Origin of the sequence: Aeromonas sp. OTU364, assembly GCF_038440395.1 — a bacterium.
Taxonomy (GTDB): Bacteria; Pseudomonadota; Gammaproteobacteria; order Enterobacterales; family Aeromonadaceae; genus Aeromonas.
In genome coordinates this window covers 282,740-295,177 of the sequence record NZ_JASATR010000001.1, presented here as the reverse complement: position 1 = coordinate 295,177, position 12,438 = coordinate 282,740, and the positions used below count along the sequence as shown (strand labels likewise).

Below are 12,438 nucleotides of genomic sequence, written 5' to 3'. Positions count from 1 at the left end.
GGCAGCCGCTGACGCGACTGCCTCGGTTCTCAATAGGCGTGATTGAGCTCGCGCTCCGACATGAAACGCAGGGGCTGCTGCAGCTTGTGCTGGTAGATGAGATCGAAGGAGAGCACGTTCTGGACGTAGTTGCGCGTCTCTCTATAGGGGATGCTCTCCACCCAGACATCCATCGGCTTGTTGGTGCTCTGCTCCCGCCAGCGCTTGACCCTGCCGGGGCCCGCATTATAGGCCGCCGCCGCCAGGATCCGGTTGCCGTCATAGACGTCAAGCAGCCGCTTGAGGTAGGCGCTGCCGAGGCGGATGTTCATGGCGGGATCGAACAGCTGCTGCTCGTTGCGATAGGGCACCCCCAGCTTGCTGGCGGTCTCCCTCGCGGTGGCCGGCATCAGCTGCATCAGGCCACGCGCCCCGACCGGCGACTGCGCCAGCGGATAGAGGGCGCTCTCCTGACGGGAGATGGCGTAGAGCAGGCTGGTGTTCATGGTACGCTCCTGCGCCATCTGGGAGAAGGTACGCTTGAGGGGCAAGGGGAAGCGCAAGTCGATCGCATCCCAGGCCTCGGCCCGGATGCTGGAGAGGATCGCCAGCTCGTGCCAGCCCTGGTTGAGGGCGATATGACCGAACTCCAGGCGCTGGGCCACGGGGTTGCGATCCATGTTGTGGATCCACTCAGAGCGCGCCGCCGTGATCTCGTTCATCGCCAGCAGTTCGCGCACCCGCACCAGGAAAGGCCAGCGGCTGCTGGCGGTGCGCCAGTCCGGCACCTTGTGCCCCACGCTCTGGTTCTTGATGCGATAGGGCACACCGGTGCGCTGCGCCGCCATGAAGCCATAGAAGCCGCGCAGATTGGCGGTCTCGAGATAGAGCTCCCGCGCCGGTTTTTGTCGACCCTGCACCTCCAGGGAGCGCGCCAGCCAGTAGCGCCAGCGATCCTCCTTCTGCAGTGCCATGGGCATCCGCTTGACCCAGCCTTCGAGGCCGCGCCAATCCTGCTCCCAGATGGCGAGCCGTGCCCGCAGCTCCACCAGCTCGGCATCCTTCATCCGCACCAGGGTCGCATCCAGCCAGCTGCGCTGGGCGAGGGAGCGATCGAACAGCAGGCGGCGGGCGGCGGCCCGCTCCACCCGAGCAACCTCGGCCTGGTTCAGGCCGAAGCGGCGCTTCATCTCCCCCAGCTGGCGCAGGGCGGGCTCGGGTTGCTCGTTGGCATAGCGGGCCAGCCCGAGGGAGAGCAGCTGTCTCGACTGCGGCGCCGTCGAGAAGGAGGCCGGGTTCATCGCCCTGGCCGGTTTATCAAACAGGGCTATCATCTGATCCCCATAGGGTTTCAGACTGCCCCCCAGCTGGGCGCCGAGGTGGCGGATGAGATTGGGGTTCTGCGCCTCGAAGGCCAGGTTCATCCGCTGCCAGATCTTCTCCTGGGTGCGCAGGCCCGCCTGCTGCCAGAGCTGGAACAGGGGATCGCAGGCATCGGGTCTGGCCTGGCCGCTCAGCCAGAGCTTGCCCGCTTCCTGCAGGGCCTCGCTCTTGTGGCCGGTGTAATAGCGGGCCTGGTAGTGCATGCAGAGCAGATCGGTAGAGTTCGGCTTGGCCGGGTAGAAGCGCAGGAACTGGGACCACTGCTGGCTCTGGGCCAGGTAGGTGAGGTAAGCGCGCTCCAGACGGTTGGACTGGGGGGTATCCCCGTGCTGGCGGATGAAGCGGGTCACGTCGTTGTAGTCTGCCGCCCCGGGCCGGAACGCCAGCTGGTAGTAATCCAGATAGGGCAGCAGCGGATAGTGGTTGAGGCGGGCGCGGATCTGCTGGAAACGCTCCTGATCATTGGCACGCACGGCGTCATAACCCTCGCGATAGAGGGACTGCTCCATGGTTTGCGCAAAGACGGGTGCCACTAGCCCTGGCACGCACAGCGCCGAAAAGATGATTCCCTGCACGGCTTTCACGAAAGGCATTCTCCCTAAAGAAGAGGCATAACCACCGCCCGCTGGCGGTGGTGAGATACCTTCATTCTACCCGTTAAAGATGGGCGCTACGCCACACTATTTTTGTCGGCAGGGGCGGCGCGATCATGGCGGCTCAGGCGGCTGATGTAGCGCTCCAGATAGGGCACGGGCAGCGGCTTGGAGGCGAGATAGCCCTGGAAGAAATGGCAGCCCTGCGCCTGCAGGAACTCCAGCTGCTGGCGGGACTCCACTCCCTCGGCCGTCACGTTGAATCCCATGTGACGGGCCATGGCGATCACCGCCTCGACGATGGCCATGTTGTCGCCATCCTTGGGGATGTCCTGGATGAAGGAGCGGTCGATCTTGAGTTCATCGGCGGGCAACCGTTTGAGGTAGCTCAGGGAGGAGTAGCCGGCGCCGAAATCGTCGATGGCGAAGCTGATGCCAAGGGTCTTGAGCTCGGCCATCTTGCTGATGGTGTCCTCCGCATGACCGAGCACCACGGACTCGGTGATCTCCAGGTTCAGGCAGGAGGGATCCATGCCGGTGGCGGCCAGCACATCGTGGATCCGATCGACGAAATCGTGGGCATGGAACTGCTTGGCACTGACGTTGACCGACAGCTGGGGCACGTGGATCCCGTTCTCCTCCCAGGAGACATATTGGGTACAGGCCTCATGCAACACCCAGTTGCCGATGTCGACGATGAGATCCGTCTCCTCGGCGATGGGGATGAACTCGGCGGGAGAGACCAGGGCACGGCCCGGCGGCTGCCAGCGGATCAGCGCCTCCACCCCTATGATGTCCCCCCCTTCGACCATGTGCTGGGGCTGATAGTGAAGGGTCAGCTCCTGATTGTTGAGGGCGCTGCGCAGCTCGTTGTGAATGAGCAGACGCCTGTCCGCCTGCAACTGCATGGAGGCATCGAAGAAACGCCGGGTCTTGCGGCCCGCCGACTTGGCCTGGTACATGGCGGTGTCGGCCTGCTTGAGCAGATCCCCGGCCTCCTGCTCCCTTCCGGGGAAGAGCGTGATGCCGACGCTGGCCCCGATGTGCAGCACCTGGCCCCCGTGACTGTAGGGGGCGGCAATCTCGCCGATGAGCCGCTCGGCGATGAGATCGGCCTGCATCTCCGCCTGGGGCGGGCTGATGGAGAGGCCGGGCAGCAGCAACACGAACTCGTCGCCGCCGAGCCGGGCCAGACAATCCCCCTGCCGCACCAGCCGCTTGAGGCGGTTCGCCACCTCCTTGAGCAGCCAGTCGCCGGTGGCATGGCCGAGGGAGTCGTTGATGGTCTTGAAGTGATCGAGATCGATGAACAGCAGGGCGCCGATCAGGTGCTCGCGGCTCGCCTCGCTGAACGCCTGGGCCAGGGTCTCGTGGAGCTGGCGGCGATTGGGCAAACCGGTCAGCTCGTCGTAATAGGCGAGATCCTGGATGCGGCGCTCCGCCGCCTTACGCTCGGAGATGTCTTCGAAGAAGATGACGTAGTGGCTGATCCCCCCCTTGTCATCCTGCACCGGCGTGACGATTTCCCACTGGGGGTAGACATGGCCGTCGGCGTGCAGGCGCAACGTCTCTCCTTGCCAGCGATCCAGGGCGTTGAGCTCATAGCCGAGCCCCCCGAGCCCGGACCAGAGGTCGTTGCCAAGGTGCAGGCCTATCACCCCCTGGCTGTCGAAGCCGGTGATCTGGCTGAAGGCGTAGTTGACCCGCAGGATCTTGAAGTCAGGATCCGTGATGATGATGCCTTCGTGGGTTTCGAACGCCACCGCAGAGAGTCGCATCAGGGCGTCGCTCTGCAGACGCTCCAGCTCGGCCACCATGCGCACCGAGAAGATGGTCAGCACGGATCCCAGATCGGCGGTCTGGGTCTGGTTCGGGAACAGCAGGGCGAGATGGCCCAGGATCTGGCCACTGCGATCCAGCAGGGGCTGCGCATAGTAGTGCTGGCCAGGGGGCAGGCAGGTGCAGCCGGTCAGGGGTTCGCTGATGGGGGTCGCACTGGCGGCGCCCCGATAGAGCTGCTGGCAGGGCATGTCCGCCAGGGCGTACTCCTTGAAGTCGATGCCGTGGCTCGCCAGCACCCTGAGCCGGTCAAGGCCCACCCGCTCCGTCAGCCAGACCGCGTTGGCCCCCAGGATGTGAGCCAGCTCGTTGACCAGGGTATGGCAGAAATCGAGGCCAGTCCTCGCGGAGAGCGCCTGCGCCAGCTGGGCCAGCAAGGGGGCTTGCAGCAGGGGAAGCGGCGGGGCCAGACTGGCGGGCGGTTCGGCGCGGCTGGCGGCGTTGTGAGCCATCTCCAGGGGCGCCAGCCAGCCGCAGCAGAGCTGCTGGGCAGGCACATACTGGCCGTACCAGAGCACGTGATGCACTGTGCCTGCCTCATCGCAGAGGTGGCCGATGAACTGGCCGGGCTGGCCCGAATGGTGGAGTCTTGCGAAAAAATCGGCGAAACCGGATTCATCTTCTGGCGCCAGCTGGCTGGCCCAGGGATGAGCCCCCTCACCTTGCCAGGGCTGGCAAGAGAGATGATCGGACAGACTCCACTGCTCATGCTGCCGATCATAAAACCACATCATCTGGGTGGCTTGTTGCTTCATTTACAACTCCAACACTACAACCACGTTATCCACCCCGACACATGCAGAAAAGCATATCCGTTTGTGCGCATATCTCCACCGGCGCATGGCAATCCTTTTGCGATGCGATAAACGATGTGGGTAGAGAAAATGCGAGACTGAGCGGTGAAAACCAGACATCGGGTCGACACAAGGCGCTGCCAAGGGGGGACAGAAACGATCCTATTCGCGCATACTGCCTGCCCGTTTCGCTGAGCTCAAGCGGTTTTTGGCATGAAACGGGAAAAGCTCACAATTTAGGGATTGCCGGATCACCAAGGGGATATTTTGTGATCCAAATCACATTTCCATCCAACCACATGGGTAATCTGAGGGTGAAGACACAAGCAAGACGACCCGAAGGGGGCCAATATGAAAATCGAAATGACCAGTAAAATCATCGACATTACCCCAGCCATCCGCGAGCGCATTGAATCCCGTTTTGAAAAGCTCGAGCGTCTTCAGGTGCCTCTTATCACACCCCATGTGATCATCTCCAAAGAGCGTTTGATGTATATCGTCGAGGCCACCGCCGGTATTCCCAACGGCAAGTTGTTTGCGCAGGCAGAGCACGAGGATCTGTATGCCGCCATCACGGATCTGGGCCAGAAGCTGGAGCGCCAGCTCAATCGCCATATCGAGAAACCCCTCGCTCGCCGCGCGGCGGTCGTAGGCAAGGATGTTCCCGAGGTGGACGAAGCCGACGTCTAATCCCGGTTATCCCATCCATTGCGCAAGAAGGCGGGTCATCCCGCCTTTTTGCATCTTGTTCCTGTGCCTCTGGCATCAAGCCAGCCAGCGCAAGCGCGCATCCACTCCGCGCGTCAGATCATCCAGCAACGGCAGCATCAGCAAGGGATCCTCGTCTCTTGGCTGAGAAGCCAGCTTGCCTTGCCAGCGTTCCCGCCCAAGCGCCGAGAGATTGTCATACACCGCGGGATCCAGCGCCGGTGTCCGGTTGACCAGCGGAGGAGATCGCAGCGCCAGCCAGAGCCGCACATCGGCCATGCAACCCCCCTGCTGCAGACGCTCGTTGAGCGCACCGGCGTCTGACTCCTGCAGATCTCCCTGCAAGGCGGCCTGAGGCATCAGGCCGAAATGGGTACGCCATGTCTGTGCTGGCGGTGCCGCCGTCGGGGCGGCCCCAAACCAGGGTTGCTCCTCGACCGCATCGGTCAGCAGCGCCAGGTGCAGCCTGAAGTCGGCTCTGTCTCCCTGACGGAGATCCTGGTTGAGCCGCTGGCCCAACTGGGCTTCATCGACGAGCAGGCGATCACGAATGGCACTGGGCAGCATGGGATAAATCTTGGAAATAAGGGTTTCATTGCTTATCGGCCGTCAACCCAATCCTTTAAGCATTAAAAATCCCTGCCAAGGGGTTCACAAGCGCGACAGATCTGTTAGTATGCGCCTCGCACTTGGGGAGGGGTTCCCGAGCGGCCAAAGGGATCAGACTGTAAATCTGACGGCTCTGCCTTCGAAGGTTCGAATCCTTCTCCCTCCACCATTCAAGTGCCACAATCAGGTCATGCCCCGTGGAGGGGTTCCCGAGCGGCCAAAGGGATCAGACTGTAAATCTGACGGCTCTGCCTTCGAAGGTTCGAATCCTTCTCCCTCCACCACTCTTCTGAAGACCCGGCCTGGCGCCGGGTTTTTGCTTTTCCGGGCATCCCAATCCTGCCCTGCCCTGCCAGAATGCACATCATGAAAAACGGGAGGCCAAGGCCTCCCGTTTTCGTGCTCATCCCCTTCACAGGGTGAAGCGATAGAAGATGTCTACCGCCTGGGCCACCCCGCTCATGGCCTGCAGATAGAGTCTGGGCATCAGCTCGTAGCGCAGCTTGAACTCGGCGATGGGGCTGAACACCCCGACGCCGTACTGGAACTGCAAGCCGGGCAACAGGTAGGCAGACAGGGTCACCTGGGTATCGTCACCGCTCCCTGCGGTGTCGAGTGCCACATCGCTCATGCCCAGCGACTCCCCGATGCTGGAGACCACCCCACTCGCCTGGCTCACCGCCCCCGCCACCAGCAGGCCGTTGAAGCCGCCATCCTCGCCACTGGTCTGCAGCCCCTTGCCGCGCAGCAGGTAGGAGAGCTGCTCGGACTGCGCCATCTGCGGCTCGGAATAGACGGTGATCTTCGGCTTGGCCGCCGGCCCCGTCACCCGGACCCCGACGGTGACATTGTCCTCTATGGTGTCGGGATCCCGGTAGGTCTCTATGTTGAGATAGGGCTGATCGATGGGGCCGGAGAAGAGGATCCGCCCCTCCTTGATGATGAGGTTCTGGCCGTAGGCCTTGAAGCGTCCATCTTTCAGCTCCAGCTGACCATTGCCCGCCAAGGGCTTGGAAGGATCCTGGCGAATGCCGAGCGCCCCCGTCACCTTGGTCTTGAGCCCCATGGCCTCCAGCCGGACGTCGTCGCCGAGCCGGATGGCGAGCTTGATCTCCATCGGCAGGGGCTCCGCCTTGGGCACCGGCGGCAGATCATCATAGATGACGGTCACGTCATCCGAGACCGCCACCGCACTCTCCGGCAAGGTCTTGACCAGGATGCGCGACCAGGGGATGTCCACCTGACCGCTGACCCTGGTCTCCTCCCCCAGGGAGATGGCGATGTCAGGCGTTACCCTGACCCGACCCATGCCTGGGTACTGGGCTTCCAGATCCTTGCCTTTGATGGTGAGACTGCCGGTCACCGGCAGCCTGGCCCAGCTCAGCCAGCCCCCCAGCACGAGCGGCCCCTTGCCCACCAGCATGGAGCCGTCGAGTTCGGCCCGGTTGCCGTCTATCTTGAGGCGGGTCACCAGCCTGGAGAGGGTCACCATGTCGGAGTGGGTCTGCACCTCCCCCTCCAGCAGGTTCAGCTCACCGTACAGCAGGGGCGCGGCCAGGGTGCCATCGAAGCGGGCATCCGCCGAGATGAAGCCTTGCAGGGAGCGCACCTCGGGGATGAGGGGGGCAAAGGTCGCCAGCTTGAGGTCGTCAAACTTGAGCTGACCCGACAGCTGGCCACGACCCGCTGGCTCCTTTATCAGCAGATCCGTGTCTATGTTGCCTATCTGTCTGGAGGCGAAATCGAGCCGGATGGCGGCCTGCTGGCGTTCGAAATCGACCCCGAGCTCGAGGCGCTGGTACTCGGTCTTGATCTCGTCGGCCACCAATGTACCCGGCGTGGTGCGCACTGTGGCGTGCAGGGTCGGCTGGCTGCCGCGCCAGCTGGCGCGCCCGTCCGCCGACAGCACCGCCTGCCAGCGGAAGTTGTCCGGCAACCAGGGGCGCAGCCGCTTGAGATCGAACTCGCTCAGGGCAAACTCCAGGCTGCCCTGGGCGGCCGAGATCTGGCTGCCCTTGACGCAGAGGCTGGCCTTCTGGGAGCCCAGGCAGAGGTCCCCCATGGTCAGCTGTTGTCTGGGCAAGTCCAGATCCAGGGACCAGGGGGCGGTCAGGGACCAGCGCTTGAGCGGGGTCTTCACCTTGAGCTCGGAGAGGGTGCCGCGCCAGCGATCCCCGCGCAGGCTGCCATTCAGACTCAGATCCGCAGCCACCGGATCCCCCTTCATGGTCAAGGTGAGCCCGTGGCGGTCGAGATCGCCACTCAGGTTCAGGGCTATCTTGGAGAGCGCCGTCGTCCCCTGCACCAGGCTCGCCACCGTCAGGGCCAGCTCGCCGGCCGGCTTGTCCCCCACCAGGGCGTTGCCCTTTATGACAGTCTCTTTCAGCACGGTTCCGCCATAGGAGAGGCGGCTCGAGACCAGATCCGCATTCACCCTCGGCGCCTGCTGGCTGCCGGTGACGCGCACCTGTCCCTTGAGGTCGCCCCCAAGGCCGGGGTAGATGCCGCCGAGTTTGGGGGCATCTATCTGGGCATCCAGCTTCCAGGCCTGGGCGGTGAGCGCCCCCTTGGCCTGCAACTGGTTGGGACCGCTTTGCAGCGCCAGGGCAGGTATGGTCCACTCCATCTTGTCGTTGCCGCTGAGGGCACCCTTGAGCGCCAGCGGATACTGGTTGAGCTTGCCGTCCACCTTGAGCTCCGGCAGGGCCAGCTGCCAGTGGCCCGCCTCGTCAAGCTCGAAGCGGCTCGCTATCTTGCCCGCCAGCGTCCCCTTGATCTCGGGCACCAGCTCGGCCGGGTTGATCCCCTTGAATTCGGTGGTCCCCTGCCACTGGACGCCCTTGCGCCAGGCGAGCTTGCCATCGAGCCTGAGCTCCCCCTTCAGGGCGCCCAGCAGCAGCTTTATCTGGCTCAGCTGCTCCAGATCCCCCTTGCCCGAGAGCGCCAGCTTGAAGGGGGGCACATCCGTGCCCTTGCCGGCGGTGTCGAGTGCAAACTGATAGCCAGAGAGCTTGCCCTTGGCGCTCAGGCTGCCCTTGTCCAACCGATAGCTCGGCTCATCCTTGGCCGGTTTGTGCAGCGGCCAGCCGAGGCTCTTCCAGTCCAGCGCCAGATCGAAGGGCAAGTCGGGATCCAGCGTCGCCAGCGTCCCCTTGAGGTTGGCCGCGATCGGCCCCTTGGCCTTGAGCGCCAACCCCAGCTTGCCCACGGAGCCATCCAGGGTCAGGTTCGCCTGCTCGGTGTCGAGCTCCCACTGCTTGAGCCCCTTGCGGGCCTTGGCATCCAGGGTCAGGGCGAGGGGATAATCCGAGGTCAGGCTGACATGGCCCTTGAGCGCCAGATCCGCCATGGCGTGGCGCAAGGAGAGCTCACGCACCTCGATGCGCGCATCCTGGGCCTTGGCCGACAGCAGCAGCTTGTCGACTCCCTCGACGAGCTCCCCCTGCTGATAGCGCACCCGGGTCGCCGCCAGGCCTTCCAGCTGGATGGGGAATGGCAGGCGGATCTCGGGCAGCTGGATGGGGGCGGCCGCCTCTGGCTTCGCCTTGGCGGTCGCGGTCTCCTTGGGCTCGGCCTTGGTCGCGCTCTGCGCCTTGGCCCTCTTGCTGGCGGCCGGCTTGGCCGCCTCGTCGGCAGCAGGGGCCTCGGCCAGGGTCACGTTCAGGCCATCGAGCACGGGCCCGCGCACTATGAGCCCCTTGCGATCCAGGGTGGCGCCGATGTCGAGGGCGGCCAGGGTCACCCCAACACTGGGGACGGCCAGGTCCAGATCCGTCACCTTGAGGCTGTCCACCTGGATGCGCAGTGGCAACGGGCGCCAGACGAAGGGCTCGGTGGGCTCTTCCGGCACAGGCTCAGCGTCGGCGACCTTCACCACAGGGTGGGTGACCGTCAGGGACTTGATCCAGAGCTTGCCCTGCAGCAGCTTGCCGAGATCCCAGTCCAGCACGGCCCGCTCGACGGTGACGTCCACCAGCTCGTCCTGCCAGCCGACCCCTTCCAGGGTCCAGCCATAGCCGAGTTGGCCCGCCACCAGCTCCCCCTTGAGGGAAGGCAGCGCCCCCCTGGCCTGCTGCCACAGCCACTTGTTGCCCTGATGGGTGAAGCCCAGCAGGCTGACGCCGATGAGCAGCAGGAAGACGAGCCCCATGAGCCACAAGAAAATACGCTTTACCCAGATCACAGCGCAGACCCCCGAGAAAGAGGCAGCCGCAGCGGCCAGGAGAGAGAAGAGAGAGGATGAGTGGGTTCAAACCGGATCATAATTCAGGCCCCAGCGCGAAATGCAGCCGCAACGGCTTGTCCTCCTCCGAGATGGCCACCGCCAGATCCAGCCTGACCTGGCCGATGGGCGTCACCCAGCGCACCCCGACCCCGGTGCCTATCTTCCAGGCCTCGCTGTAGTCCACGGTGGCCGTGCCGCCATCCACGAACAAGGCGCCGAGCCACTTGTCGCTGAAGCGGTAGTTGTACTCCAGGCTGCCCACGCTGGTGTAGCGCCCGCCGGTGAGCTTGCCATCCTCGTCCTTCGGCGAGACCGTCTCATAGCCGTAGCCACGTATGGTCTGATCGCCGCCGGTGAAGAAACGCAGGGAGGGGGGAACCAGGGAGAAGTCATCCCCTATGATGGCCCCCTGCTCGACCCGCATCAGGAAACGGTGATCCTCCCCCAGGGTGCGCAGCCACTTGCTGCGCCCCCACACCCGCATGAAGTTGATGTCCGAGCCCCAGTAGGGGCTGGAGAATTCCGTCGTCAGTTGCTGACGATCCCCCCAGTCCGGCACCAGGCCACCGCGCACCCGCAGCCGCGACCAGGAGACCCCGGGGATCAGCAGCAGACTGTTCCCCTCGTCGTTGCCCTGCACGTAGCGCTCGTTCTCCAGCCGGATGAAGACGTCCCTGTCCCAGCTCTCCGGCCGCCGTTTCCAGCGGTGCACGCCGAAGGTAGCCAGATCGGAGCGGGTATCGTTGTTGTCTGTGTACTGGTAGCCGGCCTGCAGGGAGTAGTAGTCCCGCAGCGGGTTGCCGACCGGGATCTGGTAGTCGAAACTGAGCTCCGCCTCCGGGGCCGAGATCTTGGCGGTGCTGGAGAGGCTGTGGCCATAGCGGTTGACCCAGGGCTTCTCCCAGGTGGCACTCAGGCGCGGCCCCACGTCCGTGGCATAGCCGATACCGGTTTCGATCTCGTGGTCGACCCGGTTCGAGAGGGTCACCTGCACCGGCACCAAGTTGCCCTCGGCCTGGCTTATCATGGGCTTGATGTCCACCTGCTTGAACAGCTTGGTGGAGGAGACGTCCTGGGACATCTCGGCCAGTCGGATCGCCAGATAGGGGTCGCCACTCTTGATGTTGATGAGCGGCCGGATGAGGCGCAGGGCCTCCGGCGTCGCATCGTAGTTGATCTCGCCGAAGTGATAGCGGGGACCGGAGCGGAACAGGATATAGATCTCGGCCTTGCCCTGATCCGGGAAGACCTTCACCTGGCTCTTGCTGATCTTGGCGTCAAAATAGCCCCGCGCCAGCCCCAGGCTGCCGAGATCCGCCTTGATGGACTCGTACTTGCCGTGGTTGAGGGGATCCCCCTCCTTGAGGGGCAGCTTGTCCAGCAGCTCGCTGTAGACCTCGTCGCTGCCCGCCTCCCCTTCCAGCAGAATGTCTAGGCGCGAGATGAGCACTGGCTCCCCCCGCGCTATCTCGATCACCACCCTGGCGGGGGATTTCTTGTCGCGAGCGAGGGTGATCTTCGGCTGGTAGTAGCCATAGACCTGCAGGGCTTTCTGCACGCTCTCGGTGATCTTGGCGCGGGCGGGACGATACTGGCGCTCCTGGTAGACCGGCAGGGCATTGAGATAGGCCTCGACGTTATCCTTCTGCTCCCCCTTGATGCCCTTGATCTGATAGGTCAGCTTGGCCGCCATGGCGGGGGTCACCAGCAGCCACAGAGAGAGGGCGAGCAGCAAGGTGCCGAGCCCGGGGCGACGGGTTCGCCCGGGTGAGGTGAACCCGGCAGGCAAAATAGGATGGCATCCTGTCAAACGTCAATTTCCCCGAATAACATAAGTAAAAAACTGTTCGATTTAGAATGATAATGGGGCCCACCCCAGGCGAGCGCGGCTCATCCTAGCATAACCGCAGTCGCGAAATCCCCCTCTCCCCCGGGGCTGGCATCCTCTTCCGGGGCTGGCTTTCACCGGGAACTGAGAGGGAAAACCGCCCGTCAGCGGGGAAAGTGCGCACTCTCCCGGCAAGGGTCGTACAAAAAAACATCACCCAGGTGCGATACCGGCAGCACCTTCCCGTCGCCGCCCGTGGCGCAGCTGCGCTCGCCACGCGACAACCCCTGTCGGACTACCCCGGACCTTGAGACCCAGGATCCCCTGACAGGCTTGACATCACCGTCTGGCGCCCCCATTGCCATATCCTGCTATTGAACAGGAAAATAAGTTTAAATCAACAACTTGAATAGGTGGCACTAAAGCTTCGTTCAATCCAATCGATTTATCCCGCTGCCACTGCCACCTTCCCTGCCCCAC

General features: G+C 63.7%; 6 protein-coding genes and 2 tRNA genes. 3 read left to right on the top strand and 5 right to left on the bottom strand.

Annotated features, from left to right (window positions below):
• Positions 1-29: 29 nt before the first annotated feature.
• Together AAHB08_RS01405 and AAHB08_RS01400 are read right to left on the bottom strand one after the other, a co-directional pair.
• Positions 30-1,946: a transglycosylase SLT domain-containing protein gene (locus AAHB08_RS01405; protein WP_342057879.1), complete on the bottom strand. Its 1,917-nt coding sequence runs from the start codon at positions 1,944-1,946 to the stop codon at positions 30-32.
• Positions 1,947-2,032: 86 nt separating this feature from the next.
• The gene (locus tag AAHB08_RS01400) at positions 2,033-4,549 is read right to left on the bottom strand and encodes a putative bifunctional diguanylate cyclase/phosphodiesterase (protein ID WP_342057878.1); all 2,517 of its coding nucleotides are present in this window, start codon (positions 4,547-4,549) and stop codon (positions 2,033-2,035) included.
• 390 nt (positions 4,550-4,939) lie between these two features.
• Between AAHB08_RS01400 and hpf the strand changes: the two genes are divergently transcribed.
• Complete coding sequence (hpf, locus tag AAHB08_RS01395; protein WP_283941602.1) at positions 4,940-5,278, top strand: ribosome hibernation-promoting factor, HPF/YfiA family; 339 nt, start codon at positions 4,940-4,942, stop codon at positions 5,276-5,278.
• A gap of 75 nt (positions 5,279-5,353) precedes the next feature.
• On the opposite strand, the gene AAHB08_RS01390 is transcribed toward hpf, so the two are convergent.
• Positions 5,354-5,863, bottom strand: a complete 510-nt coding sequence (locus AAHB08_RS01390) for a VC2046/SO_2500 family protein (protein WP_342057877.1) — start codon at positions 5,861-5,863, stop codon at positions 5,354-5,356.
• 126 nt (positions 5,864-5,989) lie between these two features.
• Here AAHB08_RS01390 and AAHB08_RS01385 point away from each other — a divergent pair.
• Positions 5,990-6,074 (top strand) — tRNA-Tyr (locus tag AAHB08_RS01385).
• A 30-nt stretch (positions 6,075-6,104) separates the two neighbouring features.
• Positions 6,105-6,189: transfer RNA gene (locus AAHB08_RS01380), tRNA-Tyr, on the top strand.
• 128 nt (positions 6,190-6,317) lie between these two features.
• Here AAHB08_RS01380 and tamB read toward each other — a convergent pair.
• Both tamB and tamA read right to left on the bottom strand, forming a co-directional pair.
• Positions 6,318-10,088, bottom strand: a complete 3,771-nt coding sequence (gene tamB / locus AAHB08_RS01375) for an autotransporter assembly complex protein TamB (RefSeq protein ID WP_342057876.1) — start codon at positions 10,086-10,088, stop codon at positions 6,318-6,320.
• A gap of 76 nt (positions 10,089-10,164) precedes the next feature.
• Positions 10,165-11,940 carry an autotransporter assembly complex protein TamA gene (gene tamA / locus AAHB08_RS01370; protein WP_404838089.1) on the bottom strand — a complete coding sequence of 592 codons (1,776 nt, stop codon included), beginning with the start codon at positions 11,938-11,940 and terminating at the stop codon, positions 10,165-10,167.
• Positions 11,941-12,438 lie beyond the last annotated feature (498 nt).

Coding starts and splice junctions, on each gene's coding strand:
- AAHB08_RS01400 (WP_342057878.1), bottom strand. CDS start 4,549: ATGAAGCAACAAGCCACCCAGATGATGTGGTTTTATGATCGGCAGCAT.
- AAHB08_RS01390 (WP_342057877.1), bottom strand. CDS start 5,863: ATGCTGCCCAGTGCCATTCGTGATCGCCTGCTCGTCGATGAAGCCCAG.
- hpf (WP_283941602.1), top strand. CDS start 4,940: ATGAAAATCGAAATGACCAGTAAAATCATCGACATTACCCCAGCCATC.